The 26,098-nt window shown below is 65.1% G+C and carries 23 protein-coding genes; 13 read left to right on the forward strand and 10 right to left on the reverse strand.

The window, feature by feature from the left end; genetic code table 11:
- Window positions 1-42: 42 nt before the first annotated feature.
- From KO516_RS21780 to KO516_RS21790, 3 genes are read right to left on the reverse strand one after another with little or no spacing between them, the layout of a single operon-like run.
- Window positions 43-417: an RNA-binding S4 domain-containing protein gene (locus KO516_RS21780; protein WP_216005888.1), complete on the reverse strand. Its 375-nt coding sequence runs from the start codon at window positions 415-417 to the stop codon at window positions 43-45.
- Window positions 418-3,414: a helicase-related protein gene (locus KO516_RS21785; RefSeq protein ID WP_216005889.1), complete on the reverse strand. Its 2,997-nt coding sequence runs from the start codon at window positions 3,412-3,414 to the stop codon at window positions 418-420.
- Between the two features lie 54 nt (window positions 3,415-3,468).
- Window positions 3,469-3,978: a tetratricopeptide repeat protein gene (locus KO516_RS21790; protein WP_216005890.1), complete on the reverse strand. Its 510-nt coding sequence runs from the start codon at window positions 3,976-3,978 to the stop codon at window positions 3,469-3,471.
- A 123-nt stretch (window positions 3,979-4,101) separates the two neighbouring features.
- Here KO516_RS21790 and KO516_RS21795 point away from each other — a divergent pair, with 123 nt between their 5' ends.
- The 6 genes from KO516_RS21795 to KO516_RS21820 all read left to right on the forward strand — a co-directional run bounded on the left by KO516_RS21795 (window position 4,102) and on the right by KO516_RS21820 (window position 10,503).
- Complete coding sequence (locus KO516_RS21795) at window positions 4,102-4,392, forward strand: SCP2 sterol-binding domain-containing protein (protein ID WP_216005941.1); 291 nt, start codon at window positions 4,102-4,104, stop codon at window positions 4,390-4,392.
- 1 nt (window position 4,393) lies between these two features.
- Complete coding sequence (locus KO516_RS21800) at window positions 4,394-5,359, forward strand: alpha/beta fold hydrolase (protein WP_216005891.1); 966 nt, start codon at window positions 4,394-4,396, stop codon at window positions 5,357-5,359.
- Window positions 5,360-5,396: 37 nt separating this feature from the next.
- Entirely contained in the window at window positions 5,397-6,407 is a 1,011-nt protein-coding gene (locus KO516_RS21805; protein ID WP_216005892.1) for a ligase-associated DNA damage response exonuclease, read from the forward strand.
- Complete coding sequence (locus tag KO516_RS21810) at window positions 6,404-7,993, forward strand: ATP-dependent DNA ligase (protein ID WP_216005893.1); 1,590 nt, start codon at window positions 6,404-6,406, stop codon at window positions 7,991-7,993. Before KO516_RS21805 ends, KO516_RS21810 begins: the two co-directional genes overlap by 4 nt.
- Before the next feature lie 302 nt (window positions 7,994-8,295).
- Window positions 8,296-10,134 (forward strand): M3 family oligoendopeptidase, encoded by a 1,839-nt coding sequence (locus tag KO516_RS21815; RefSeq protein WP_216005894.1) that lies wholly within the window; start codon window positions 8,296-8,298, stop codon window positions 10,132-10,134.
- A 102-nt stretch (window positions 10,135-10,236) separates the two neighbouring features.
- Window positions 10,237-10,503 carry a hypothetical protein gene (locus tag KO516_RS21820; protein WP_216005895.1) on the forward strand — a complete coding sequence of 89 codons (267 nt, stop codon included), beginning with the start codon at window positions 10,237-10,239 and terminating at the stop codon, window positions 10,501-10,503.
- Here the strand turns inward: KO516_RS21820 and KO516_RS21825 are convergent, their stop codons facing one another.
- On the reverse strand, window positions 10,504-10,773 hold the full coding sequence (locus tag KO516_RS21825; RefSeq protein WP_216005896.1) for a DksA/TraR family C4-type zinc finger protein: 270 nt from the start codon (window positions 10,771-10,773) through the stop codon (window positions 10,504-10,506). It lies immediately after the preceding gene.
- 108 nt (window positions 10,774-10,881) lie between these two features.
- Between KO516_RS21825 and KO516_RS21830 the strand changes: the two genes are divergently transcribed.
- Window positions 10,882-11,394: a glutathione peroxidase gene (locus tag KO516_RS21830; protein ID WP_216005897.1), complete on the forward strand. Its 513-nt coding sequence runs from the start codon at window positions 10,882-10,884 to the stop codon at window positions 11,392-11,394.
- A 15-nt stretch (window positions 11,395-11,409) separates the two neighbouring features.
- Here KO516_RS21830 and KO516_RS21835 read toward each other — a convergent pair whose 3' ends face one another.
- The 4 genes from KO516_RS21835 to KO516_RS21850 form a co-directional block, all read right to left on the reverse strand.
- Window positions 11,410-12,072 carry a thermonuclease family protein gene (locus tag KO516_RS21835; protein ID WP_216005898.1) on the reverse strand — a complete coding sequence of 221 codons (663 nt, stop codon included), beginning with the start codon at window positions 12,070-12,072 and terminating at the stop codon, window positions 11,410-11,412.
- Between the two features lie 115 nt (window positions 12,073-12,187).
- Entirely contained in the window at window positions 12,188-12,385 is a 198-nt protein-coding gene (locus tag KO516_RS21840) for a hypothetical protein (protein WP_216005899.1), read from the reverse strand.
- A 117-nt stretch (window positions 12,386-12,502) separates the two neighbouring features.
- Window positions 12,503-13,402: a DMT family transporter gene (locus KO516_RS21845; protein ID WP_252737792.1), complete on the reverse strand. Its 900-nt coding sequence runs from the start codon at window positions 13,400-13,402 to the stop codon at window positions 12,503-12,505.
- A gap of 48 nt (window positions 13,403-13,450) precedes the next feature.
- A complete protein-coding gene (locus KO516_RS21850; RefSeq protein ID WP_216005900.1) occupies window positions 13,451-14,047 on the reverse strand; it encodes a LysE/ArgO family amino acid transporter in 597 nt (198 codons plus the stop codon).
- 82 nt (window positions 14,048-14,129) lie between these two features.
- Here KO516_RS21850 and KO516_RS21855 point away from each other — a divergent pair, with 82 nt between their 5' ends.
- Window positions 14,130-14,996, forward strand: a complete 867-nt coding sequence (locus tag KO516_RS21855) for a LysR family transcriptional regulator ArgP (protein ID WP_216005901.1) — start codon at window positions 14,130-14,132, stop codon at window positions 14,994-14,996.
- Window positions 14,997-15,448: 452 nt separating this feature from the next.
- Here KO516_RS21855 and KO516_RS21860 read toward each other — a convergent pair whose 3' ends face one another.
- Window positions 15,449-15,718 (reverse strand): hypothetical protein, encoded by a 270-nt coding sequence (locus KO516_RS21860; RefSeq protein ID WP_216005902.1) that lies wholly within the window; start codon window positions 15,716-15,718, stop codon window positions 15,449-15,451.
- A 118-nt stretch (window positions 15,719-15,836) separates the two neighbouring features.
- On the opposite strand from KO516_RS21860, the gene pepN reads away from it, so the two are divergent.
- Window positions 15,837-18,386, forward strand: coding sequence for an aminopeptidase N (gene pepN, locus KO516_RS21865; protein ID WP_216005903.1), 2,550 nt, complete (start codon window positions 15,837-15,839; stop codon window positions 18,384-18,386).
- Window positions 18,387-18,524: 138 nt separating this feature from the next.
- On the opposite strand, the gene KO516_RS21870 is transcribed toward pepN, so the two are convergent.
- On the reverse strand, window positions 18,525-19,343 hold the full coding sequence (locus KO516_RS21870) for a transglycosylase SLT domain-containing protein (protein WP_216005904.1): 819 nt from the start codon (window positions 19,341-19,343) through the stop codon (window positions 18,525-18,527).
- A gap of 250 nt (window positions 19,344-19,593) precedes the next feature.
- On the opposite strand from KO516_RS21870, the gene KO516_RS21875 reads away from it, so the two are divergent.
- From KO516_RS21875 to KO516_RS21890, 4 genes are all read left to right on the forward strand, one after another.
- Entirely contained in the window at window positions 19,594-20,811 is a 1,218-nt protein-coding gene (locus KO516_RS21875) for a hypothetical protein (protein WP_252737794.1), read from the forward strand.
- A gap of 70 nt (window positions 20,812-20,881) precedes the next feature.
- Window positions 20,882-22,396 (forward strand): Asp-tRNA(Asn)/Glu-tRNA(Gln) amidotransferase subunit GatB, encoded by a 1,515-nt coding sequence (gene gatB, locus KO516_RS21880; RefSeq protein ID WP_216005905.1) that lies wholly within the window; start codon window positions 20,882-20,884, stop codon window positions 22,394-22,396.
- 468 nt (window positions 22,397-22,864) lie between these two features.
- The gene (locus tag KO516_RS21885; protein ID WP_216005906.1) at window positions 22,865-23,278 is read left to right on the forward strand and encodes a response regulator; all 414 of its coding nucleotides are present in this window, start codon (window positions 22,865-22,867) and stop codon (window positions 23,276-23,278) included.
- A 31-nt stretch (window positions 23,279-23,309) separates the two neighbouring features.
- Window positions 23,310-25,868 (forward strand): ATP-binding protein, encoded by a 2,559-nt coding sequence (locus KO516_RS21890; RefSeq protein ID WP_216005907.1) that lies wholly within the window; start codon window positions 23,310-23,312, stop codon window positions 25,866-25,868.
- Window positions 25,869-26,098 lie beyond the last annotated feature (230 nt).

Raw genomic sequence — 26,098 nt, forward strand, 5'->3', positions numbered from 1 at the left:
GGTGTCAATCTGTATCCTGCGCAACTAGACCAGCGCGCCGGATCATTCAAGCCTATCCCGCTGCCGATCCATGATCCGGCGGTCACGCTTTGTTGGCCGCCCGCCCGCCTCGGCCACGGGCAGCGACGGATCGGGCACGCGGGCCTTGGGCGGATCGAGGTCGGCGTAAAGCGCCTGCGCCTCTGGCGCCGGGCCGCGCCGCTCGCCCAAGGCGAGGATGCGGATCACCCGCACATCCCGGCCCTGCGCAAAGGTCAGCACGTCGCCCGGACCCACCGCAAAGGCCGGCTTGGCGATGGACTGCCCGTTCACGCGCAGCCCACCACCAATCACCTTGGCGGCAAGGCTGCGCGTTTTGAAGAACCGCGCCTGCCACAGCCACTTGTCGAGGCGCAGCTTTGACGGTGCCTCGCTCACTCAGGACTTGTTCTTGAAGCCCATGAGCGCGGCGGCAAAGGGGTTGTCCGGATCGATGCGGTCCGCCTTGCGGGGGCCCGATTCGTAGGACTTGGACTTGTTGCCCGGCCCGCCTTGCGGCTTGCCACCCTTGCCCTTGCGCGGACCCTTGCCCTGAGCGCCGCGGTCTCCCCGCTCGCCGCCCTGCCGTTCCCCGGCCTGACGTTCGCCCTGAGGCTTGCCCTTGCCGCGCGGTGCGCCGCTGCGGGCCCCGCCCTGCTCACGGCGGTTGCCACCGCGTGCGCCGCGGTTGCCACCCCATGTGAAGGTATAGATCACCTCGATCTCGGGGCCCGACAGCGCCTCGTCGGGCGCGGTGCCCGGAAGCAGCTCTTCCTCGGGGGTTTCGGCGATGTTGTCATCGTCCTTCACCGGTGCGGGGTCTTCATTGATCGGGGCATAGCCCGCATCGTCGATCGACTCGGTCCCTGCGACCACATCCGCAGCCGCCGGGGTTTGCGCCATGTCAGGCGCAGCGCCGGGGCTGGTTTCCTCGATCTGAGCGGCATCGAAGACGGGGATATCCTCGCCCGACTCGCCCTCGGGGGTGGCGCTTGTGGTAACGACCGTATCGGCGGCGCGCACCTTGCTGCGTTCGGCCTTTTCGGCCTTGTAGCCCAGCCCGCCCATCAGATCAGAGAACTGTTCCAGCGTCATGCCGGTGATCGACAGCATGTCGGGATTGGCCTCAAAGCCGCCCCGGCTGTCCTGCGCGCGCAGAAGATCGGCCAGCCGTTCCAGCATGTCGATGCGGATCGCCCGCTCGCCCGACGGACGATAGCCCGCCAGCGTATAGTGCTGCATCGGCACGTCGCGGATGTTGGGCACGGTCACCAGACCCGGCGGCGGTGCCTCGGGGAAATGATCGAGATCGTTGAACAGCGACCAAAGCACCAGCCGCAGCCGCGTCGGCGCCGGCTTGAGCAGCAGCGGCATGAAGATGGTGTACTGCCCGAAGCGGATGCCATGCTTGCGCAGCGCGCCGCGCGAGTCCTGATCCAGCTGCTTGACCTCGTCGGCGACCTGCGCCCGCGGCACGATGCCCATGGATTCGACCATGCGGAAGGCAAAGCCCCGCGCCAGCCCGGTCAGCGCCTCGTCATCGCGCAGGTTGAGCAGCGGCTCGAACAGCGCGGCGATCTTGCGGTCGATGAAATGCTGCAGGCGGCGTTCCACCTTTTGCACCACATCCGCGCCCGCCGTATCGTCGACAAACGCCACGATGCGCGGCTTGAGCGCGTCATCGCCCTTGGCCAGCCGACCCACTGCCTGGTCGCCCCACATGAGGCCCCCCTGCTCGGTGAAGTCGATCTCGGTATCCGGCGCGTTGTAGAAACGGTCCGCCCTGAGATGGAAATGCGGCGCGAGCGCCTGCAACGACGCCTGTTTCAGCGTCTTGGCTTCCTGCCCTGTCGCGCCCTGGTCCTGACGGAACCGGAACCCTTCAAGCCGACCGACGAATTCGCCTTCGACGGTCACTTCACCCTTGTCGTTCACATCGGCCAAGAGGGCCTCCTTCTGCTTCAACCGGCGAAGCAGCACTGATGTCCGCCGGTCAACAAATCTTTGAGTCAGTCGCTCGTGGAGCGCATCCGACAGTGCGTCTTCTACAGCGCGGGTCGCGTCGCGCCAATGCATTTCGTCATCGACCCATCCCTTGCGCTGCGCCACGTATGTCCATGTGCGGATATACGCCAGCCGTTTCGACAGCGCGTCGATGTCTCCGTCCGTCCGGTCGATGCGTTTGACCTGCCGGGCGAAGAAATCCGCCGGGATGCTGCCCCGCTCGTGCAGGTGCTGGAAGATAACTTGCAACAGCCCCGCATGTTCCGCATGAGAGATACCCCGGAAATCGGGCACCCGGCAGACATCCCACAAAAGCTGGACAGAGGCGGGATTGCTGGCGCGGGCAAAGACCTCTGCCTCTCTCGACAGCGACTTGAGCACCTGAAGGTCATCCGCCTCGCGCGCCTTCATCAGCCATTCGTTGTCGGGCGACATCTCGAGCGATTGCACCAGCGCGTCGATCGAACCAAACCGCAGATCGGAGTTGCGCCAGCCCAGCTTGCGGATCGGCGTGAAGCTGTGAGAGGTGATCGCCTCGACCCAGTCATCGGGGATCTGCCCCGCATCGCCGGTGGTGCCGAAAGTGCCGGGCTTCATGCCCCGCCCCGCGCGCCCGGCAATCTGCGCCAGCTCGTTGGGCTGCAACTCGCGCATCCGCCGCCCGTCGAACTTGGTCAGCGAGGAAAACGCCACATGGTCGATATCAAGGTTGAGCCCCATGCCGATGGCATCGGTGGCGACGAGGTAATCGACCTCGCCGTTCTGGTACAAATCGACCTGCGCGTTGCGCGTGCGCGGGCTGAGCGCGCCCATCACCACCGCCGCGCCGCCCTTGGTGCGGCGGATCAGCTCGGCGATGGCATAGACGTTGTCGACCGAAAACCCGACGATGGCCGAGCGCGCCGGCATCCGGCTGATTTTCTTAGAGCCGAGATAGCTCAGCTGGCTCATCCGCTCGCGGCGGATGAATTCGACGCCCTTGACCAGCTGCGAGATCGGGCCGCGCATGGTGTCGGCCCCCATGAACAGCGTCTCGTGCAAGCCGCGCATCCGCAGGAGACGGTCGGTAAACACATGGCCGCGTTCGGGATCGGCGCAAAGCTGGATCTCGTCGATACCGACAAAATCGGTGCCCATGCCTTCGGGCATCGCCTCGACGGTGCAGACCCAGTAGGCGGCACGCGGCGGCACGATGCGCTCCTCGCCGGTGACAAGCGCCACCACGCCGGGGCCGCGGGCGGCGACGATCTTGTCATAGACCTCGCGCGCGAGCAGCCGCAGCGGCAGGCCGATCATGCCTGTGCGATGGCCAAGCATCCGCTCGATCGCGTAGTGGGTCTTGCCGGTGTTGGTCGGGCCGAGAACGGCCGCGATCCTTGCGCGCTGGGGCATGTGGGCCCTGGTCCTTCTCGCCGTTCCTTGCCGTCGGGGGTTCCGGGGCCGGGCTCAGATCTCGATACCCTGAACGCGGCCCGCGAGCCGCTCCAGCGCATCTGTCACCGCTTCATCGAACGGCCTGAGCTCCAGTACCCGTGCATAGGCCTCATAGGCAAGCGCCTCGTTGCCGATCTGTTCATGGATCGCGGCGACTCCGCGCAGCGCCCCGAAATGCACCGGGTTGAGCGCAAGGGTGCGTTCCAGCGCATCCATCGACGGGCCAAGCATTTCCGCCTGAAAATAGGCCAGTGCCAGCACGTACCAGCCTTCGGCGAAATCCGGCGCATGGTCGGTCAGCGCGGTCAGATGCTGGATGGCCGGGCCGGTCTGCTGCAGCTCGAGCGCATCGCGCCCACGCTTGAGCAGAAGGTCCATCACCGCAGAGCCGCTTTTGGACCATTCCATGTCCAGCGCGCGTTCGGCCCGCGCCGCCGCCTCTGGGGACTGGGCCGCGCCCAGCTCTTCCAGCAGCTCGCCCGCGCGATCCTGCGCCTGCGCAAGACCGGGTATGGAAAACATGACTGTGGCACAAACTGCCGTCACGATAGAATTGCTTATGGGGACACGCATGCTCATACCTTCCGAGTGTAGACTGAAGATGCTGAATTGCCAGCACAGGATTTCGTGAAGGAAGAACAGGACATGAGCGACGTTATATCAGCAGCGGTGGATGCCCTGAACGCAAGGCTGGACGGAACAGGTTTTGACGGCATTGCCAAATTCGTCATCGAGGACGAAGGCAGCATCATCATCGACGAAAACGGCGCCCGCGCGGGCGACGACGAGGCCGATGTGACACTCACCGCCGAGACTGACACTTTCCAGCAGATCATTGAAGGAGATCTTAACCCAACCAAGGCATTCATGTCGGGTCGGCTGAAGATCGACGGAGACATGGGCGCGGCGATGCGTCTTGGAGGAGTATTGTCCTGAGATGATGTCAGACGCGCCTTTTTACGCCGAGCTTGCCGAGGGGCCAAAGGGCACGCGCGCCTTCTGGGTGACAACATCGGATGGCCTGCGCCTGCGCGTGGCGCATTACCCGTCCGCAGATGCCAAGGGCACCGTGCTGCTGTTTCCCGGCCGCACGGAATATGTCGAGAAATATGGCCGGGTTGCTGGCGATCTGACCGATCGCGGCTATTGTGTGCTGACCATCGACTGGCGCGGACAGGGGCTGGCCGACCGGATGCACACCGATCCGCGCACCGGGCATGTGATGCAGTTTCAGGACTACCAGCAAGACGTCGACGCGATGATGCACGCGGCGGCGGCGCTGGAGTTGCCAAAGCCGTACTACCTTTTGGGTCATTCCATGGGCAGTTGCATCGCCCTGCGGGCGCTGATGCGCGATCTGCCGGTGGTGGCGGCGGGCTTTACCGGCCCGATGTGGGGGATTCGCATGGCGGTGCCGCTGCGCCCCGCCGCGTGGGCGCTTGGCTGGGGCAGCTCGCGCGTCGGGATGGGGCATGTCTATGCGCCCACCACCGGCCCGCTGAGCTATGTGACCTCGGCCCCGTTCGAAGGCAACCTGCTGACCACGGACCGCGACGGCTGGGATTACATGCACCGTCAGGTGAGCGAGGTGCCCGAGCTGCAATTGGGCGGTCCGTCGCTGCAATGGCTGCATCAGGCGCTGATCGAATGCCTTGCGCTGGCCCGGATGCCCTCGCCGCAGGTGCCCGCCATAGTCTTTGTCGGCTCGAACGAGCGCATCGTCGATGTTCCCCGCATCGTCCAGCGCATGTCGATGTGGCCGGGCGGGCGGCTTGAAACGGTGAGCGGCGGTGAACACGAGGTGCTGATGGAAAGCGCCCCGGTGCGCCGCCGCATCCTGACAGAGATGCTGGATTTTTTCGAAACCGCCCGCGCCTCTGACACCCCTGCCCTCAGCGCCTGATCTGGTCGACATCACGGCGCGGGCTAACTCCGCAGGTATGAGCGAGCCGGTCCTGATCTTTACCGACAAGGGCATCTATTGCCCCGCGGGCGGTTTTTACATCGACCCATGGCGCCCGGTCGACCGGGCGCTGATCACCCATGGCCACGCCGATCATTCGCGCTGGGGCCACGCGCGCTACCTGTCGAGCGATGCCGCCGCCCCGGTGATCCGCCACCGGCTCGGCGAGATCGCCATCGAAACGCTTCCCTACGGCGAGGCGCGCCGCATTGGCGATGCACAGGTCAGCTTTCACCCCGCCGGGCACATCCCCGGCTCTGCGCAGATCCGCGTCGAGGTCGGCGGCGAGGTCTGGGTGGTGTCAGGCGATTACAAGGTCTCTCCCGACGGGCTGTGCGAAAGCTTCGAGCCGCTGCGCTGCCACGCCTTCATCACCGAATGCACCTTTGGGCTGCCGGTCTTTAACTGGGCCCCGCAGGCAAAGATCGCCGCACAGATCAACGCATGGTGGGGCGCCAATGCCGCCGAGGGCCGCCCCTCGCTGCTGGGGGCCTATTCGCTGGGCAAGGCGCAACGGCTGCTGGCACTGCTCGATCCAGCCATCGGCCCGATCCTGACCCACGGCGCGGTGGAAAACACCAACGAGGTGCTGCGGGCCCAAGGCTACGCGCTGCCCGACACCCTGCGCGTCACGCCGGATCTCGACGTCAAGGCTCATCCGGGCGCCATGGTCATCGCGCCGCCCTCGGCATTGGGGGCAAGCTGGGCGCGGCGGTTCCGGGGGGCGCAGGTCGGCATGGCGTCGGGCTGGATGGCGCTGCGCGGCGTGCGCCGTCGCCGAGGCGCCGACCGGGGCTTTGTGCTGTCGGACCACGCCGATTGGGGCGAATTGCACAGCGCCATCCGCGGTACCGGCGCGGAAAAAATCTTTGCCACCCATGGCTATACCGAGATCTTTGCCCGCTGGTTGACGGCGCAGGGCTATGACGCGCAGATCGTGCCGACCCAATTCGGCGGTGACGAAGACACCGACGGCGAGGCGCCATGAAAGCCTTTGCTGCGCTGTTCACCGCCATCGACCAAAGCACCAAGACCACCGTCAAGACCGCCGCGCTGGCCGAGTATTTCCGCACCGCCCCGGATGACGACCGGCTGTGGACGGTCGCGCTGTTCTCAGGCCGTCGGCCGAAACGCGCCGTCACCACCACGCAGCTGCGCGAATGGGCCGCCGAGCGCGCCGGGTTGCCGCTCTGGCTGCTCGAGGAAAGCTACCCCATCGTCGGCGATCTGGCCGAGACCATCGCGCTGATTCTGCCGCCGAACGAGCACACCTCCGACCGCCCGCTCAGCGCATGGCTGGGCGATCTGCTGAACTACCCCTCTCTCGATATCGAAGCGCGCAAGGTGCGAATCCTTGATGCGTGGAACCGGCTCGATGCCACTGAACGGTTCCTGTTCAACAAGCTGATCACCGGCGGCTTTCGCATCGGCGTGTCGCGCAAGCTGATGACCCGCGCGCTGGCGCAGGCCACCGGGCAGGACGAGGCCGCCATGGCGCTGCGCCTGATGGGCGACTGGACGCCACAAACCACCACGTGGCAGCGGCTGGTGGCCGCCCCCGAGCCCGAAGAAGACGACAGCCGCCCCTACCCGTTTTACCTAGCCTACCAGCTGGAAAGCGCGCCGCAGACGCTTGGCCCGGCGCAGGACTGGCTGGCGGAATGGAAATGGGATGGCATTCGCGGTCAGCTGATCCTGCGCGGCGGCGCGCATCATGTCTGGTCGCGCGGCGAAGAGCTGATGAGCGACCGCTTTCCCGAACTGGCCGCCGCAACGGATTTCCTGCCCGAGGGGTTGGTGTTTGACGGCGAGATTGTCGCGTGGGATGGCCGTCAGCCGCTGCCCTTCAACACGCTGCAACAACGCATCGGGCGCAAGAGCGTGCCGAAAAAGCTGCTGCGCGACGCGCCGGTGGTGATGCTAGCCTATGACCTGCTCGAAGACGGGCAAGACCTGCGCGACACCCCGCTGCATGCGCGCCGCGCCCGGCTGGAAACGCTGCTCGCGGGTCTGCCGCCCGAGGCCAACATCCGCCCCTCGCCCCGCATCCCGTTCGAAACATGGGAAGATCTGGCACAGACCCGCAACATGGCGCGTGATCACCGCGCCGAGGGGGTGATGCTGAAACGGCTCGATGCGCCCTATCTCGCAGGGCGCAAAAAGGGCGACTGGTGGAAGTGGAAGCTCGATCCGCTTTGCGTCGATGCGGTGATGATCTACGCCCAGCAGGGGCACGGGCGGCGCGCCAATCTGTTCACCGATTTCACCTTTGCCGCGTGGAACGGCAACGAGCTGGTGCCCTTTACCAAGGCCTATTCCGGCCTCACCGACGCGGAATTCGCCAAGATCACCGCATGGGTGCGCCGCAACACGCTGCAGCGCTTTGGCCCGGTGCGGCAAGTCAAACCAGAGCTGGTGTTCGAGATCGCCTTCGAAGGTATCCAGCCTTCGCCCCGGCACAAATCCGGCCTGTCGCTGCGGTTTCCCCGCATGGCGCGCTGGCGCCACGACAAGCCCGCGCAAGAGGCCAACACGCTGGACGATCTGCGCGAGATGCTGGCGCTTTACGGCTAGGACCAGTCTGGCTCGGGGTCAGCCCGGCTGCTCCGGCCAGCATGCGCGCAATAATGACCGGGCGCTCGATGCCTTCCGGGCCTCTTCCCGCTTACACACCCCGTCTTGGCAATGACAAAGCCCCCACGGGCCGCGGTACAAGGCCCATCGCGCCGCCGCCTCGCCAGCAGAGGATCACGCCAGAGCGCATCGGAAGCTCCGGGCGCGCCGGGGCGCTCGCCTTCAAAATCCGCGCTGAACCATTGCTTTCCGCAAGGCGCGCCCCCTATGTCTTGGGTCAAACCTTCACGACGAGGACCCCCATGCTTCCATTTTCCCTGCCCCGCCCCGGTCATGATCGCCGCACTTTCGATGCCCGCGTCTCCGGAGGCCGCGATCTGGGCGAGCTGCCGGAATGGGATCTGTCCGACCTGTATCCCGCCGTCGACGCGCCCGAGCTGAAGCGCGACATGGACTGGCTCGAAGATGCCTGCGCCCGCTTTGCCGAGGATTACGAAGGCAAGCTGGCGACGCTGGATGCCCCGGCCTTCCTCGACATGGTCAAGCGCCACGAGAAGATCGAGACCATCGGCGGGCGGCTGATGTCCTTTGCCGGGCTGCGCTATTACCAGCACACCACCGACGCCGAGCGCGCCAAGTTCCTGTCGGACCTTCAGGAAAAGGTGACGATCTACACCACGCCGCTGGTGTTCTTTTCGCTCGAGCTGAACACGCTGGAAGATGATGCCTATGCGGCGCTGTTCACCGCCAGCGATGATCTGGCCCGCTACAAGCCCGCCTTCGACCGGGTGCGCGCGATGAAGCCCTACCAGCTGTCTGACGAGCTGGAACGGTTTCTGCATGACATGGGCGTGGTCGGCGATGCGTGGATGAAGCTGTTCGATGAAACCATCGCCAGCCTCAGCTTTACCATCGACGGCGAAGAGATGGGCATCGAATCGACGCTGACCCAGATGACCGAACAGGATCGCGCGAAGCGCGAGGCCGCCGCGCGGGAACTCGCCCGCGTCTTTGGCGAGAACATCAAGACCTTTGCCCGCGTCCACAACACGCAGGCCAAGGAAAAGGAAATCATGGACCGTTGGCGCGGCATGCCCTCGGCGCAGATGGGCCGCCACCTGTCCAACGATGTTGAGCCCGAGGTGGTCGAGGCGCTGCGCAACGCCGTTGTCGCCGCCTACCCGCGCCTGTCGCACCGCTATTACGCGCTGAAGGCCAAGTGGCTTGGCCTCGACACCATGCAGATCTGGGACCGCAACGCGCCGCTGCCGATGGAGAGTGACCGCATCGTCGGCTGGGATGAGGCGCGCAAGACGGTGATGGAGGCTTATGCCGGGTTTGATCCGCGCATGGCCGAGATCGCCGAGCCGTTCTTTACCAAGGGCTGGATCGACGCCGCCGTGAAGCCGGGCAAGGCGCCGGGGGCCTTTGCCCATCCCACCGTCACCGAGGTGCACCCCTACGTGATGCTCAACTACCTCGGCAAGCCGCGCGACGTGATGACCCTCGCGCATGAACTGGGCCACGGCGTGCATCAGGTTCTGGCCGCCGGGCAAGGCGAGATGCTGGCATCAACCCCGCTGACCCTTGCCGAAACGGCCTCGGTCTTCGGCGAGATGCTGACCTTCCGCGCCATGCTTGACGGGGCAAAGACGCAGAAGGAACGCAAGGTCATGCTCGCCGGCAAGGTCGAGGACATGATCAACACCGTGGTCCGGCAGATCGCGTTCTACGATTTCGAATGCAAGCTGCACGAGGCGCGGCGCGGCGGGGAACTCACCCCCGATGACATCAACGCGCTATGGATGTCGGTTCAGGCGCAAAGCCTTGGCCCGGTGTTCGACTACATGCCGGGATACGAGACCTTCTGGGCCTATATCCCGCATTTCGTGCACTCGCCGTTCTATGTCTACGCCTATGCCTTTGGCGATGGCTTGGTGAACGCGCTGTATGCCGCGTTCCAAGAAAATCCCGAGGGCTTTCAGGACAAGTATTTCGACATGCTCAAGGCGGGCGGATCGAAGCACCACAAGGCGCTGCTCGCGCCCTTCGGCCTTGATGCGTCGGACCCCAGCTTCTGGGACAAGGGCCTGTCGATGATCGAAGGCTTCATCGACGAGCTGGAAGCCATGGAAGAGTGATCGCGCGGCGCGGCCTTAACGGGCCGCGCCACCTCGGCCGGGGAACCTGATCCCGGCTTGCCGCGTTTCGCTACAACACCCGACACAAGATTTCAGGAACAAATGCCCAACCCGCTAAAGCCCAATGGCCGCAGCCTGAAAGGCCGCCTCATGCGGTTTCAGGTGCATGTGCGCAGACGCGTGCCGCCCGGACTGCGGCTCTTGCTGGGCGCGCTGCTGATGGTCGGGGGCGTGCTGGGGTTTCTGCCCATCCTTGGCTTCTGGATGATCCCGCTGGGCGTGGCGGTGGCCGCGCTTGACGTTGTGCCGCTGTGGCGCGCCGGGCTGAAACATGCCGGGATCACGCCGCAAGACCGGCACAGCGACTGATCACTTCAGCTGCGAATCCTTGGAGCCGCGCCGGTTGATGCCACCGCGCGCCTTGAACGCGCCGTCGCGGTCCTGCTGACAATCGATACACAGCTTGACGCCGGGAATGGCGACTCGCCGCTTTTCGGGAATCTCTTCACCACATTCGGCGCATTCCGTCAGGCTCTCGCCCTGCGGCGCGCGCCGAGAGCGCAGGCGCTGCAACTCGTCGGAAATCGACGCTTCGATCTGTTCGCTCACCGCTCCGTCGCGGCTCCAGCCTCCGGCCATGGCGGCACCTCCTGATGGATCAAGGATAGCGCGGGAAATGCACTCTCGCCAGCCTCGTTGAAAAGCGGCGGGCCCACGCTACCCTGAGGAACCAGAGGAGAACCAGAGATGTTCCGCAGGATCGCCATCATCATCGCCCTGCTAGGCGCCGCTCCGGCCTTTGCAGACAGTTTTACCTTTGACAGCATCGACGGCAGCACCCTGTCGCTGGACGATTGGAAGGGCCAACCGGTGCTGGTGGTCAACACCGCCTCGCGCTGCGGATTCACCCCGCAATACGACGGGCTTCAGGCGCTGTATGATACCTATCGCGACAAGGGGCTGGTGGTGCTGGCGGTGCCATCCAATGATTTCCGGCAGGAACTGGCCAGCGAGGCCGAGGTCAAGGATTTCTGCGAGCTGAACTTCGATCTCGATATCCCGATGACCACCATCACCCGCGTTACCGGGCCGCAGGCGCATCCGCTGTACAAATGGCTGGCGACGCAAGGCTTTGCGCCGGGCTGGAATTTCAACAAGGCGCTGATCGCGCCCGATGGCCGCTTTGTCAAAGGCTGGGGGGCCACCACGCGGCCCATGTCGGCGCCGATCACCGCCCAGATCGATGCTGCGCTGAACTGAGCGGCCTTAGCGGCCTTAGCGGCGGGCGGGGCGCCAGCCGGCAGCGCGCGCCTCGGCTTCGGAACAGAACCAGCGCTCGCCCTTTTCCGGGGCAATCCGCGTGCCGTCGTACCATGCCTGCCCCGGCATGTGGTAGATGCGGCCGCTCTTCGAGATGTTGCCCTTGATCGTGCAGCCCTGCGGCGCTGTCGCAAGGTTAACCTGCGCCCGAGCCGCGCGCCCGGCGGCGCGGTATTCCGCTGGCGGCATTACCCCGGCCCCATGCAGGCCAACATCGTTCACCGCAGCGATCTTTTCATCCAGATCGTAGATCATGGAATATTTGCGATAGGCAAAGGCCAGCCCGTTTTGCACCAGATGGCGCCCGATATCCTCGCCGTCGACATCGCAGGTCGCCACCGTGCGCCCATAGCGATCGGTGTCATGCACGGTGCAATGCGCGGTGCGCCCCTCGTATCGCGCGCGCACGGTCTGGGTGACCCACGATCCGCAGGCCCACATCGGCACCCCGTCGCCGCCGCAGGACTGGTCGGCCTCGGGGGCATCAACGCCCAGCAGGCGCACGCGGATTGCGCCAACATCGATCGTGTCACCATCGATCACGCGGACACGCCCATCCGGCCCGGCAAGGGCAGAGGTCGCAACGCAGATCATCAGAACAGAACAGAGCTTGAACATGCCCTGTAGCTGAAGCGAAAATCGCGACTCATCAAGACGGAACGGGCCAAAAAGGTTAACAAATCGTTAATCTCTTGACGTCAGTTCAAAATAAATAGGCGCAGCCGGTCTTCGTTCAGATCTGGAAGACCCCAAGCATCTGGTTTTGCGGCAGACGCGCAACCTCGACCCCCGCGTCAGTGCGGCGCAGGTTGTAGCCGTAGCCGCGCATGCGGAAACGCCAATCGGAGTCGCTCAGCGACTTGGCCCGCTCGGCGCGCAGAAACTCCTGAATCTCGGTGATGTCGTCGGTCAGCTTGTTCTGGGCAAACATTGCGCTCTCCTGTTGGGCGGCGCCATGCCGCCACGCCAGGCTGCGGGCCAAATGCGGCAAAACCTTTCCGCCCCGGAGGAGTCTTCGCGAAGCCGAAACGATGCGTTTCCGATACCGCTAAAGGTGGGCTTCGTGCGCCCGTTGCGCGATGCGACGCTTCAGCACCACCTCGCGCCATGTGATGAACGCAACCGCGCCCATGATCACAAGGCCGCCCGCCACCACATAAGGATCGACCGGTTCGGCAAAGAACAGCGCCCCAAGCAACACCGACCACACCAGCTGCAGGAAGGTGACCGGCTGCGTCACCGTGACCGGCGCCGCGGCAAAGGCCAGCGTCATGGCGTAATGCCCGCCGGTGGCAAAGCAGGCCACCGCGAACAGGATGCCCAGATCGGTCAGTGACGGTGTGACCCAGACCGCTGCCGCAAAGGGAAACAGCCCGATAGTGACTGCAATCGACAGCAGGGCGACCACCATGGCCGGGCGCAGCTCTGCCGAGATGATCTTGGCGATCATGTACGAGATCGAGAACAGGAACGCCGTGCCGAGCATGGCGAAATGCCCCGGATCAAGGGTGCGAAATCCGGGCCGCAGGATGATCAGCGCCCCGATCAGCGCCGCGACAATGGCCAGCATGCGCCGCAGCGCCAGTGTTTCGCCCAGAAAGAACACCGCAAGGATCGTGACATAGACCGGCGTCAGATAATTCATCGCCGTCACCTCGGCGAGGGGAATGCGGGTCATCGCGAAGAACCAGCAGATGACCCCCAGCGTCTGGACCACCCCGCGCACTGCCGACAGCCCGATCTGGCGGCGCGTCAGGCGCAGCGCGACCAGCCCGCGCCAGCTGGGGATCAGGAAGGCCAACCCGAGAAAATAGCGCAGAAAGGCAGATTCCGCGGCAGGCACCCTCCCTGCCAGCATCTTGACCAGCGCCGTCACCGAAACGAAGCACAGCCCCGTCACCATCATCCACGCGATGCCCTTGCCCGGGCTTGAAACCGTCTGTGCCATGGCGCTGAGAGATAACGCGGCGCTCGCCCCGCGCAAGGGCAAAGCGCGCTATGCCCCCAGCAGCAGCTTTGCCGCGATGGCCCACATGGTCAGCCCGATGAACAGGTCAAGCCAGCGCCACGCCACCGGGCGCGCAAAGACCGGCGCCAGCGCCCGCGCGCCATAGCCCAGCGCAAAGAAGAACAGCACCGATGCGGTCATCGCCCCCAGCGCAAAGCCGCTGCGGTTGTCGTAAGACGACGACACCGCGCCCAGCAGCATCACCGTATCGAGATAGACATGCGGGTTGAGCCAAGTCAGCGCGAGGCAGGTCAGCACCGCCGTGCGCCGTGACCCAGCCGCCTGCCCGGCCGCAAGCGCCTCGCCGCCGCGCCAGGCCGACAGCAGCGTGCGCGCGCCGTACCAGCCAAGGAACGCCGCCCCGGCCAGGCGCATCGCCATCTCGACCCATGGCAGCGCGCTGCTTAATGCGCCAAAGCCCGCGACCCCGGCCGCGATCAGCAGCGCGTCCGACAGCGCACAAACCGCGCAGACTGCAAAGACATGGCTGCGCATCAGTCCCTGCCGCAGCACAAAGGCATTTTGCGCGCCGATCGCCAGAATCAGGGTCAGTCCAAGGGCGAATCCGGCGAGGGGTGCGTGCATCTGGGTCTCCTTCTGGCGCTGCGATACCGTAGGGCGCCGGATTTCCATAGCTCAATGATCTTCACCTTGTTAAGTTTTGCTAATGTCATTCGATCCCTCCCAGTTGACGGCGCTCGCAACCGTCCTGCGCCTTGGCAGCTTCGAGGCGGCGGCGCGGGCGCTGCATGTCACGCCCTCGGCGATCTCACAGCGGATCAAGGCGCTTGAGGAAAGCATCGGCGCGGCGCTGGTGATCCGCGCCAGCCCCTGTTCAGCCACGCCCACCGGTGCGCGTCTGGCGCGCCACGCCGCCGATGTGGCGCTGCTGGATGCGGCCTTGCTGCGCGAATTGTCCCTGCCCGCCCCGCCCGCGCGGCTGCGCATCGCCGTCAACGCCGACAGCCTTGCGACGTGGTTTCTGCCGGCGCTGAGCGGGCAGGATCTGCTCTATGACATCGTGCTGGATGACGAGGCGCATTCTGCTGCGTGGCTGCGGCGCGGCGAGGTGTCGGCGGCGATCACCGCCCATGCCCGCGCGGTACAGGGCTGCGATGCGACCCCGCTGGGCCATCTGCGCTATCTCGCCACCTGCGCCCCCGGCTTTTACGCCAGACATTTTGCGCAGGGCCTGACGCGGGCGGCCTTTGCCCACGCGCCCATGCTGCAATTCAACGAGAAGGACATGCACCAGCACGATTGGCTGCAGGCGCGCTGCGGCGAGGCGCTGTCGCCACCGGTGCACCGGGTGCCGTCATCGCAAGGGTTTGTCGATGCGGCACGGCTCGGGCTGGGCTGGGGCCTCAACCCCGAGCCGCTGGTGCGCAAGGCTTTGGCAGAGGGAACGCTGATCGCCATGGCACCAGAGGCCCCGCGCGACGTGCCACTGTACTGGCAGGTCAACCGGCTGGTCTCGGGCGCGATCCGCGAGCTAAGCGATGCGGTACGCGCGGCGGCGCGGGCGCTGCGCTAACGCTCGACCTCGCGCAGCCCTAGCGCCAGCAGCCCGCCGATACCGCTGAGAACGGCAAAGCCGTTCAGCGCCAAGTCCGCGATGGCCATGACCACCGCATCAAAGCCATGCCCCGGCGCGCCAAGAACTCAAGCCGATTTGCGATGCCGCATCTGCCGCACGCCCTCGGCCAGCGAAAGCTGCGGCAGCAGCGCCCCGCCTTCGCGGATCGGCACCCCCGATCAGCACGGCTTGCACGCCAATCGCCTGCGCCAGCCGCGCCAGGATTCATGACCATCGACGGCGCGTCGATTGACGCAGCCCGTTGCGGGCCTCGCGCCGCGAGGCGTCGCCGTCGCTCAACCTGCCGAACAGGCCCTGCCCCTGGGTCCTAGCCTTGATCTTGCCCACGTCAGGCCGCTACTGCCACAAGCCCCCCTAATGGCGACGCTCAGGAAAAAGCGCCGGGCAGGTCAGTCGGCGTCTGCCGCTGGGCTATTGATGGTAACATCATCCGACGTCGCCGCATCGGCCGGGCTCACCTGCTCGACCTGACCGCTGGCCCCGTCCATCTGCGTGACCGGGGTTTCAGACTCTGCACCATCCTCCGTGCCTGCGCCCACGGTCATGAACAACCAGCCAAGGAACAGGATGGCAACCAGGCCCAGCCCCGCCCACATGCCAAGCAAGGGGGGACGGTGGCGTTTCTTCTGGGTGGGAACGTCTGTGTCGGGAGCCGACATGGGGGTTCTCCTTTGAATCTGGGGCGCACGGTTGCCGCGCACCGATCTACGGCCTAACACTTGCGCAAAGGCGAAGGTTCCCAGCCGCGCCGCACACCCCCGGCCACAGGACCCCGTGATGAAAGACACAAGCCCCCAGACCATCTACCTGTCGGATTACACCGCCTTCGGCTGGACCATCGCCGAAATGCATCTGACCTTTCGACTCTCGCCCAGCGCCACCCGCGTGCTGTCGCGCATCCGCTTCGAGCCCAACCCCGATGCGCCGCAACAGCCGTTCTTCCTGCACGGCGAAGAGCTTAAACCGATCCGCGCCGCCATCGACGGCACCGAGATAACGCCTGAATACAGCGCGCAGGGCCTGACCTGCGCCGTTCCGAGCGGCGCCTTCACATGGGAGGCCGAAGTCGAAATCGCCCCAGCGGAAAACACCGCTCTCGAAGGGCTTTACATGTCGAACGGCATGTATTGCACCCAATGCGAGGCCGAGGGCTTTCGCAAGATCACCTTCTACCCCGACCGCCCCGACGTTATGGCAACCTTCACCGTGCGCATCGAAGGCGATGAGCCGGTGAAACTGTCCAACGGCAACCCCACCGCCAGCGGCGAGGGTTTTGCCGAATGGCACGATCCCTGGCCCAAACCGGCCTATCTGTTCGCGCTGGTCGCGGGCGATCTGGTCAACCACCCCGGCAGCTTCACCACCATGTCGGGCAAAGAGGTCGAGCTGAACATCTGGGTGCGCCCCGGCGACGAGGGCAAATGCGCCTGGGGCATGGAAAGCCTGATCGCGTCGATGGCCTGGGACGAAAAGGTCTACGGACGCGAATACGATCTCGATATCTTCAACATCGTCGCGGTCGATGATTTCAACATGGGCGCGATGGAAAACAAGGGGCTGAACGTGTTCAACTCCTCCGCCGTCCTCGCCTCGCCCGAAACCTCGACCGACGCCAATTTCGAACGCATCGAGGCGATCATCGCCCATGAATATTTCCACAACTGGACCGGCAACCGCATCACCTGCCGCGACTGGTTCCAGCTGTGCCTCAAGGAAGGGCTGACGGTGTTCCGCGACAGCCAGTTCACCTCCGACATGCGCTCGCCCGAGGTGAAACGCATCGGCGATGTGATCGATTTGCGCGCCCGCCAGTTCCCCGAGGATCAAGGCCCGCTCTCGCACCCGGTGCGCCCGGAGAGCTTTCAGGAAATCAACAACTTCTACACCGCCACCGTCTACGAAAAAGGCGCCGAGGTGATCGGGATGCTCAAACGGCTGGTGGGCGATGACGCTTACGCCAAGGCGCTCGATCTGTATTTCGAACGCCACGACGGGCAGGCCTGCACCATCGAAGACTGGCTGGCCGTGTTTCAGGACACCACCGGCCGCGATCTGACCCAGTTCAAGCGTTGGTATGCGCAGTCGGGCACGCCCCATCTATCCGTGAGCGAAAGCTTCGAAAACGGCACCTACACGCTTGATTTCACTCAAAGCACGCCGCCCACCCCCGGCCAGCCGGACAAGCTGCCGCAGGTGCTGCCGATTGCGGTCGGGCTGCTGAACCCCAACGGCGACGAAATCGTGCCGACCACCGTGCTGGAAATGACCGAGGCCACGCAAAGCTTTCGCTTCGAAGGGCTGTCCGCCCGCCCGGTGCCATCGATCCTGCGCGGGTTCTCAGCCCCCGTGGTGCTGGACCGCGACACCCCGCCCGAGGAAAAGCGTTTCCTGCTCGCGCATGACACCGACGCCTTCAACCGCTGGGAGGCCAGCCGCGATCTTGGCCGCGCCTGCCTGTCGGCGATGGTGACGCAGGGGACCGCCCCTGACACCGCATGGCTCGACGCGCTGGAACGGGTGATCCGCGACGAGGCGCTCGACCCGGCGTTCCGGGCGCTGATGCTGGCGCCGCCGACCCAAGCCGAAATGGCGCAGCAGCTGCACGCGCAGGGTATCACCCCCGATCCCGATGCGCTCTACGCGGCATCAGAAGCGCTGCGCGAGGCCATGGCGCAGCGCTGGTCGGGCTGGCTTGCCGACCTGCGCGCGACCTGCGCCGTCGATGCGCCCTACGATCCGGGCGCCGCGCAATCGGGCAAACGCGCGCTTGGCGGCGCGCTGCTGTCGCTGCTGACCCGCCTCGACGGCGGCGCGGCGGCGCAGGCGCAATACGACGCGGCCGACAACATGACGCTGCAACTCGGCGCGCTTGGCTGCCTCGTGCAGGCCGGCGCAGACACCGCCGCGCTGGCCAGCTTCGCCAAGCAATGGCAGGGCGACCGGCTGGTCATGGACAAATGGTTCGCGCTTCAGGTCGCGGCCATCGCCCCCGATGCCGCCGTCGCGCGCGCCGAGGCGCTCACCCGCCACCCGGATTTCGACTGGAAGAACCCCAACCGCTTCCGAGCCGTCTTTGGCGCGCTGGCAATGAACCATGCGGGCTTTCACACCAAAGACGGCAGCGGCTATGCCCTGCTCGCCGACTGGCTGATCAAGCTCGATGAAAAGAACCCGCAGACCACGGCGCGCATGTGCTCGGTCTTCCAGACATGGAAACGCTACGACGCAGATCGCCGCGCCCAAATGCAGACCCAGCTCGAACGCATCGCCGCCCGCCCCGGCCTGTCGCGCGATGTCACCGAAATGGTCACCCGCCTTCTGAGCTGATCCCGGACGAAAAACGCGCCGCCCCATCGAAGGGCGGCGCGCCTATGCTTCATCTTGCCGGATAAACTCCGGGGGTGAGGCCGCAAGGCCGAGGGGGCTGCCCCCCTGCCCCCTCAATCAAAAGCGCGTCGACCCCGCCTACTCGGGGCTGGCACCGGATGTGGCGATGACCGGATCAATGCCGCCGCGCAGGATCGCGCCGTCTACCGCAAAGGCAACGACCCCATCATACTCTGGCACCTGCGCACGCCCCCCGGCATCGGCCATCATCGCCCCCCAGTTCACCGGGCGTGCCACGGGCTTGAGCGATTTCGGCAGACCGGCGCAATACGGCTGAGCCCGGGTCCAGGCCATCATGTCTTCGCGCTTCTTGCGCGAATGAAACGGCCCCCAATCCGCGGCCACGCCGCGCATGTTGCGGCTCACCACCCCATCCCGCGCCACGGTGCGCGCCATGATGCGCAGCCCGCAGGCAAGGTTCAGCCGCGGATCCTTCAGCGCATCGCCGCTGCGGGCCTGACAATCATAGCTGCGCGCCGTCGCGGGCAGGATCTGCAACAGTCCGTACCAGCGCCCGCCGCCGCCAACCGCCGTCGGCCGGTAGGTGCTCTCGTGGCGCGCCAGTGCCGAGACCAGCCCGACCCAGAACGCCTCGCGATCCTGCCGCCCGGCGCCGGGATAGGCCGGGCACCATGAGGCAATGTCTTCGGGGACGATTTCGGGCAGCCGCTCTGCCGGGCCACGCAACGCCGAAAGCGCCGCAATGGACCATTGCTTGCGATTTCCGGAATTGCCCCAGCGGGCCTCGGGAAGCTTGTACTCGATGCGCCGCGCCTGCGGGCGGGGCGATTCAGACACGGCGTGCACCGACGTCGTTGCCGCAAGCGGCGCAGGATCGGCGAATGCGGTTCCGGCCATCAACAAGGCCGCGAGGATCGTGGAAAGACGCTGTACCATGGGTGCCAGATGCCACAGCCGGGCAAACCGGTAAAGCGCGCCGGTCCGCCGCGGATGTCCCGCTGTGGAACATTATCGCCGCGCATTGGGGTAAGCCGTTGGGATTCAATATGGCTTTGGCCAAAGTGATCTGCGCGGAATGCCGCCCATTCATCGCAGATGCGCCAAACCTGCGCCCGAATTGCCCACCATTCCTTGCCCAATGTCGAGCCCTGCCCTCCCTATTCCCATCCGTCCGAGACGCGCACCCATGTTCCAGCCCGTACGTTCCCTCAGACAGCGCGTTGCCTCGTTGCGCGCGGCGCTCACGTCGCGCAACGCTCCGGTGCCCGACGGCGCGCCGACGCTCGATCTGCGGCCATATGTCGACCTGCCGCAGCGCACCCCCTCCCCCGACGCCGCCGAGCGAGAACGCATCCGCGCCCAAGGGCGCTATCTTGCCCGGCAGGACGACTGGGAGACGCTGTCGCGCGGGCTGCGCGAGGCCGATGAAGACCGCGCGCGCACGCTTGGCGGCACCCCGATGGCATTGCTGCTGGCCGAGGGCGCGCATGTCGATGCGCTTTCCAGCGCCTGCGGCGCAATCGCGCGCGACGATCCGACCGCCGTGCGCGGCATTCTGTATACCCTGCGCGATTGCATCGAGCGCTCCGAAGAAGACCCGTGGCTTGGCTATACGCTGGCGCTGGCCCATGTCGCCGTCGCCGACGCATGGAACGCCGCGCCCACCCCCGGCCCGCTGCACCGCGATGCCCGCGCCCAGCATCTGGAAACCGCACATCATCTGATCACCCGCTTCGATCCCATCGAATGCAATTCCGCCGCCATCGCCGCGCTGCGCTGCACCCTGCTGGATGTGGCCGAACAGCCCTGCCGCCGGGTCTTTGACGATTACGAAGACCTGATCGACCTCGACCCGGGGTGCGAGCACCATCTGCGCGCCCTTGGCCGCGACCTGCGCCCCTCGCGCTTTGGCAGCTGGGACAAGCTCGACCGCGAGGCCCGCCGCACCGCCGCGCGGGTGGCGGACCTGTGGGGCATGGGCGGCTATAGCTGGGTCTGGTTCGACGTGCTGGCCGTGGGCGAGACGCGCGGCTTTGCCTATGTCGACCCCGAGCTGTTCGTCGAAGGTCTGCATGACATCCTTGCCCGCCGCCCCGATCAGCACATGGCCAACAGGCTTGCGGCCTATTGCGGGGTGACCCTCGCTGGTGCCGCATCGGCCCGCTCGCCCCGGCAGCGCATCGCGACCTGCCTTGACTGGATCGCACAGGACCACCTGCACGAGATTCATCCCGATATCTGGGCCCGCGCCCTGCCCGTTCCCCGTGCCGCCGATACGGCCGCCCCCCTGCGCAGCGGGCAGGCCCGCACGCTTGAAACGCTTGGCAAGCTGGTTGCCGATCCCGGTCGCGACCGCACCGTCCGGGTGAGCGAAGCAGCCGTCCACGACACGCCTGCCCCCTGAGCATCCTGTGCCCTTGCCCCCTGCGCCGCTCTGACGTATCCCCGTCCTGATCGCGAGACGAGGATACACCATGCTTGACCTGACCTACGAGTCCCCGAAACCCAAGGTTATCGCCGGGGCAAAGCACGACTGGGAACTGGTGATCGGCATGGAAATCCACGCCCAGATCGCCACCGAGGCAAAACTGTTCTCCGGTGCCTCGACCACCTTCGGCGCCGAGCCCAATTCCAACGTGTCCTTCGTGGATGCGGCAATGCCGGGGATGCTTCCGGTCATCAATGACTATTGCATCGCACAGGCAGTGCGCACCGGTCTGGGCCTGAAGGCCGAGATCAACCTGACCTCTGCCTTCGACCGCAAGAATTACTTCTACCCCGATCTGCCGCAGGGCTACCAGATCAGCCAGCTGTATCACCCGCTTGTGGGCGAGGGCGAAGTGCTGGTCGACATGGAACCGGGCATCGCGCGGCTGGTGCGCATCGAGCGCATCCACGTCGAACAAGACGCGGGCAAGTCGATCCATGACATGGATCCGAACATGTCCTTCGTCGATCTCAACCGCACCGGCGTGGCGCTGATGGAAATCGTCTCGCGCCCCGACATTCGCGGCCCCGAAGAGGCCGCCGCCTATGTCGCCAAGCTGCGGCAGATCCTGCGCTACCTCGGCACCTGCGATGGCAACATGCAGAACGGCAACCTGCGCGCCGATGTCAACGTGTCGGTCTGCCTGCCGGGCCAGTACGAGAAATATCAGGCCAGCCAGGATTTCGGCCATCTCGGCACGCGCTGCGAGATCAAGAACATGAACTCGATGCGCTTTATTCAGGCGGCGATCGACTATGAGGCCAAGCGCCAGATCGCCATCCTCGAGGCCGGCGGCAAGGTCGATCAGGAAACCCGGCTATACGATCCGGACAAGAACGAAACCCGTTCGATGCGGTCCAAGGAAGAGGCGCATGATTACCGCTACTTCCCCGACCCCGATCTGCTGCCGCTGGAAATCGAACAAGGCTGGGTCGACGACATCGCGGCCACGCTGCCGGAACTGCCCGACGCCAAGAAGGCGCGCTTCGTGGCCGATTTCGGCCTGTCGGAATACGATGCGGGCGTGCTGACCGCCGAAGTGGTGAACGCCGCCTATTTCGAAGAGGTCGCGGCCACGGCAGGCGATGGCAAGCTGGCCGCCAACTGGGTGATCAACGAGCTGTTCGGCCGTCTGAAAAAGGAAGGCCACGACATCACGCAAAGCCCGGTGTCGCCAGCGCAGCTTGCCGGCATCGTGCGGCTGATCAAGTCGGACGCGATCAGCGGCAAGATCGCCAAGGACCTGTTCGAGATCGTCTACACCGAAGGCGGCGACCCCGAAGCCATCGTCGAAGAGCGCGGCATGAAGCAGGTGACCGACACCGGCGCCATCGAAACCGCGGTGGACGAGATCATCGCCGCCAACCCGGCGCAGGTCGAAAAGGCCAAGGCCAACCCCAAGCTGGCTGGCTGGTTTGTCGGTCAGGTGATGAAGGCCACGGGCGGCAAGGCGAACCCGAAGGCCGTGAACCAACTGGTCGCGGCCAAGCTCGGTCTCTGACCTCGGGTTTGAATTGGCAGGGCGCCACAACGGCGCGCCCTGCCCGCCCCTGCGTGTTTTTGTTTGACTGACCGGCGCCGCAGTCTGCGCCTTTGGGTTCATGTGACCTGATCCCGGCGTCTCTGGTTGCCACTGTCCGGGTTTGAAACCGCTCTGGCATCCCCATCGCCCATCCCAAAGCGATTGTCTGTTCCAATCATTCGTTGACGCCTGCGGCGAAGGTCTATGGCCTGACAGCGCCATTGCCGGGGGCGGCCTTGGCCTGCCGTACCCCTTCGAATGTTCGAATGACCGGGTAGCGTTTCGATTCGCGGGCAGCGCAAGCGATTGCAACCCTGACGCGTTGCGGGACAATCACAGAACCGCATAACAGCAAGTCATTCTGCTATTAGATGATCTGAAACTGTACTCTTCGCCAAAGCTTGCTAGTCTGCAGGGCAGGATTGTTTCAGGATTGTCAGTTCAACCGTGCCCAGAGTCATCATCGCAGACGATAACCAAGCCCTGCTCGACCTGCTGTCGGAGTTTTCCCGCCGCGCTGGCTGGACCCCCGAAACCTGCCTGACCGGCGCGCAGATCAAGGACGCGATAGGTTCCGGAACAGAACCCGCCCTGCTGCTGATCGATATCATGATGCCGGTCATGGACGGGATCGAGGCCATCGACCAGATCAGCGAAATCGACCGCCCGCTTCGCATCCGCTTCATGACCGGCGGCAACAGCGCCTCGCTGATCGCGGCAAAGCTGATCGCATCGGCGCGCGGCTTGCAGGTCGGGCGCAATATCTTCAAACCGATCGGGCGGGAGAAATATCTGCAAATCCTCGAAGAAGAGGCCAGCCTGCTCGCCGAATTGGGTCATGTAAGAAGCGGCAGCACATGACGCGGGATCGGATTGCACCGGGGCACGTCAGATGATCCCGAACGCCGTTCAGAGCCTCGCCGATCTGGTGCTGGCCGGCGTGCTCTGCTATGTGATCTTTTCCCATGCGGCGACCCGGCGGCGCCCGCAGTTGCAGCAAAGCCTGATCGGCCTCGCTCTTGGCGGGCTGGTCATCTTGCTTGGCGTCGAGGCCCATCTTCATGGCGATCTTCAAATCCCGCTCGAAGCCGATCCCGGCCCGCTGCTGTTTGCAGGCTATCTCGGCGGGCCGATCGGCGGCGCAATTGCCGCCGCCATGAGCAGCCTGTTCCAGATCACCCTTCATAGCCCGCTGCCGGTGGTTCTGGCCGAGGTTTTCACCAACATCGCCCTTGTAGCATTGGGTATCTTGCTGCGCTTCGTGATGCCAACGCCGAACTGGCCGAGGATCCCGGCCCGGGTGATCTGGCCGATGCTGGCGGGATTCATCGTCTTCCAGTTTGTGCCGCCCTACATGATCGGCCTGTTCACCCTCAGCAATCAAAGCGCCGACACCATCATGTTCGACAACAGCGTCGTCTTCGCGGTGGGCATCGCCTCGATCCTGCTGACATGGCAGGTCCTGAACATGACGCATCATCTGGCGCAGCGCAGCACCGCATTCGCACAGATGGCCGATCGGCTCAAGCTGGCCCTTCATGCATCCGGGATGGGCTATGCCGAACGGGCCGCCGGTCAATCCAGCGTTCAACTGGATGCGCGGATGCTCGAAATAAACGGTCTGACAGACCGCGAGCCCGGCGAGGTCCCGCTGGAAGAGCTCTGGGCACTTACCCATCCGGACGACGTCGCCCCCCTCGACCAGACCATGGCGCAGGCGGCGCATATCCATGATACGCCGATGCATTTCGACATTCGCATCTACCGCAAATCTGACGGCGATCTGCGCTATCTTCGGGTCCATTGGATCAACAGCGAAGACCCCGAGACCGGCGCGAGCCGCACGATCTCGACCATTCAGGATCTCACCGACCTGCGCCGCGCCGAAGCCGACCGCGAAGAGGCGCTCGAGCGCCTGCGCATCGCCTCCGAGGGCTTTCCCGGCGTGATCTACCAAGGCCTCTGGGCCGAGGACCGAGTGGTGCGACACCTCTACATCAGTTCCAAATGCGAAAAATACTGGGGGATCACCGCGCAGCAAGCCTATGACAACCCCGATCTTCTGGGCGGTCGCAGGCACGCCAAAGAGATCAAGGCGGCAGCGCGGATGATGCTGGAAAGCGCGCAGGGCGGCGTACCGATACACATCCGGACAAAGGAGCTCGACGGCTGGATCGACTTTTACGGCAATGCCACCGATCTTGGCGATGGCACCTTCCGGGTCGATGGTGTCGCGGTGGACGTGACCGCCGAGGTTGCCGCGCAGGACGAGGCAAAGCATCAGGCCGACCTTGCGCAGCGGGCGCAGCGGATGGAAAGCATCGGCCGGCTGACGGGCGGGATCGCGCATGATTTCAACAACCTGCTGGCGGTGATCATGGGCAACCTCGAATTGCTCAAGGACGATCTGAGCGATTCCGATCAGCTGCGCATGATCGAGGCCGGTCTGGCCGCAACCCGCCGCGGCGCCGACCTGACGCGCAGCATGCTGGCCTTTGCCCGCCGCGCCCGGCTCGCCCCCGAGCCGCTGGACCTGAACGAGATCATTCGCCAGTCACAGATATGGATGTCCCGCACGCTGCCCGCGACGGTCGAGATCGAAACCTCGTTGCTGGCCGGGCTGTGGCAGGTGCGTCTCGATCAGACCTCGCTTGAAAGCGCGATCCTGAACCTGCTGCTCAATGCCCGCGACGCCATGGACGGTCACGGCAAACTGACCCTCGAGACCGCCAATGTGCGCATCGACGAGGCCTATATCGACAGCCGGGATCAGGAACTGACGCCGGGCCGTTACGCGATGCTGGCGATTTCGGATACCGGCACGGGCATTGCGCCCGAAACCCTGAAGCACATCTTTGATCCGTTCTACACCACAAAGGCACCGGGACAGGGGTCTGGCATCGGGTTGTCGATGGTCGAAGGGTTTGTCAAACAATCGGGCGGAACCGTTCAGGTTTACACCGAACCGGGACAGGGCACGACATTCAAGCTGTACTTCCCGGCGCAATGTACCAGCGCCGTCTCTGCGGTGGCCGACAGCGATCGCCCCGCGGCGCAGGCGACGACCGGTCAGCGCATTCTTCTGGCAGAAGACGAAGCCGCCGTGCGCAACGTCCTGTGCGCGACGCTGTCGGCGGCGGGCTATCACGTCACCCCTGCCGCGAGCGGCGATCAGGCCCTCGCGATCTTTGAGAACACGCCGGATTTCGATCTGCTGATCACCGATATCGTGATGCCGGGCAGTCTTCAGGGAACGGGCCTCGCACGCGCCTTGCGCCTGCTCGCGCCCGAGCTGCCGATGATCTTTATGTCCGGTTATGCCAGCGAGGCGACCGTGCATGGCAATGGCCTGCGCCCCGAAGACACACGCCTGATGAAGCCCGTGCCAAAGGATGATCTGCTGAAAGCCGTGGCGCGGGCGCTTGCGGGTACAAGGCCCGGCGCAAGCTGAAGCGCCGCGTGCTGCGCAAGGCACGGAGTCGCGGTCTGGCGAACCCAGGCAGCCTGCGCTGCCGCTGCTTTGCCGGGACAGGCCTGTCGGTCAGCGAGGAGTCACCCAAGCCAGCTGTTCTGTCTCGCAGCTTTTCAAACACAGCATGTGGCCGCCCGCCGCTGTCTGCCTGGTAATCGTCTCACCCGACGTCGCTTCGATTTTTTTTGCCAGAACCGCGACGGAAATCA

Origin of the sequence: Citreicella sp. C3M06, assembly GCF_018860705.1 — a bacterium.
GTDB lineage: Bacteria > Pseudomonadota > Alphaproteobacteria > Rhodobacterales > Rhodobacteraceae > Salipiger.

What these genes read in the sequence shown, in the direction of transcription:
- KO516_RS21810 (WP_216005893.1), top strand. Translation starts at nt 6,404, where the DNA reads ATGAAAGCCTTTGCTGCGCTGTTCACCGCCATCGACCAAAGCACCAAG.
- KO516_RS21870 (WP_216005904.1), bottom strand. Translation starts at nt 19,343, where the DNA reads ATGGTACAGCGTCTTTCCACGATCCTCGCGGCCTTGTTGATGGCCGGA.
- KO516_RS21820 (WP_216005895.1), top strand. Translation starts at nt 10,237, where the DNA reads ATGCCCAACCCGCTAAAGCCCAATGGCCGCAGCCTGAAAGGCCGCCTC.
- KO516_RS21860 (WP_216005902.1), bottom strand. Translation starts at nt 15,718, where the DNA reads ATGTCGGCTCCCGACACAGACGTTCCCACCCAGAAGAAACGCCACCGT.
- gatB (WP_216005905.1), top strand. Translation starts at nt 20,882, where the DNA reads ATGCTTGACCTGACCTACGAGTCCCCGAAACCCAAGGTTATCGCCGGG.
- KO516_RS21845 (WP_252737792.1), bottom strand. Translation starts at nt 13,402, where the DNA reads ATGGCACAGACGGTTTCAAGCCCGGGCAAGGGCATCGCGTGGATGATG.
- KO516_RS21795 (WP_216005941.1), top strand. Translation starts at nt 4,102, where the DNA reads ATGAGCGACGTTATATCAGCAGCGGTGGATGCCCTGAACGCAAGGCTG.
- KO516_RS21825 (WP_216005896.1), bottom strand. Translation starts at nt 10,773, where the DNA reads ATGGCCGGAGGCTGGAGCCGCGACGGAGCGGTGAGCGAACAGATCGAA.
- KO516_RS21815 (WP_216005894.1), top strand. Translation starts at nt 8,296, where the DNA reads ATGCTTCCATTTTCCCTGCCCCGCCCCGGTCATGATCGCCGCACTTTC.
- KO516_RS21835 (WP_216005898.1), bottom strand. Translation starts at nt 12,072, where the DNA reads ATGTTCAAGCTCTGTTCTGTTCTGATGATCTGCGTTGCGACCTCTGCC.
- KO516_RS21800 (WP_216005891.1), top strand. Translation starts at nt 4,394, where the DNA reads ATGATGTCAGACGCGCCTTTTTACGCCGAGCTTGCCGAGGGGCCAAAG.
- KO516_RS21855 (WP_216005901.1), top strand. Translation starts at nt 14,130, where the DNA reads ATGTCATTCGATCCCTCCCAGTTGACGGCGCTCGCAACCGTCCTGCGC.
- KO516_RS21805 (WP_216005892.1), top strand. Translation starts at nt 5,397, where the DNA reads ATGAGCGAGCCGGTCCTGATCTTTACCGACAAGGGCATCTATTGCCCC.
- pepN (WP_216005903.1), top strand. Translation starts at nt 15,837, where the DNA reads ATGAAAGACACAAGCCCCCAGACCATCTACCTGTCGGATTACACCGCC.
- KO516_RS21790 (WP_216005890.1), bottom strand. Translation starts at nt 3,978, where the DNA reads ATGTTTTCCATACCCGGTCTTGCGCAGGCGCAGGATCGCGCGGGCGAG.
- KO516_RS21830 (WP_216005897.1), top strand. Translation starts at nt 10,882, where the DNA reads ATGTTCCGCAGGATCGCCATCATCATCGCCCTGCTAGGCGCCGCTCCG.
- KO516_RS21875 (WP_252737794.1), top strand. Translation starts at nt 19,594, where the DNA reads ATGTTCCAGCCCGTACGTTCCCTCAGACAGCGCGTTGCCTCGTTGCGC.
- KO516_RS21890 (WP_216005907.1), top strand. Translation starts at nt 23,310, where the DNA reads ATGATCCCGAACGCCGTTCAGAGCCTCGCCGATCTGGTGCTGGCCGGC.
- KO516_RS21850 (WP_216005900.1), bottom strand. Translation starts at nt 14,047, where the DNA reads ATGCACGCACCCCTCGCCGGATTCGCCCTTGGACTGACCCTGATTCTG.
- KO516_RS21840 (WP_216005899.1), bottom strand. Translation starts at nt 12,385, where the DNA reads ATGTTTGCCCAGAACAAGCTGACCGACGACATCACCGAGATTCAGGAG.
- KO516_RS21785 (WP_216005889.1), bottom strand. Translation starts at nt 3,414, where the DNA reads ATGCCCCAGCGCGCAAGGATCGCGGCCGTTCTCGGCCCGACCAACACC.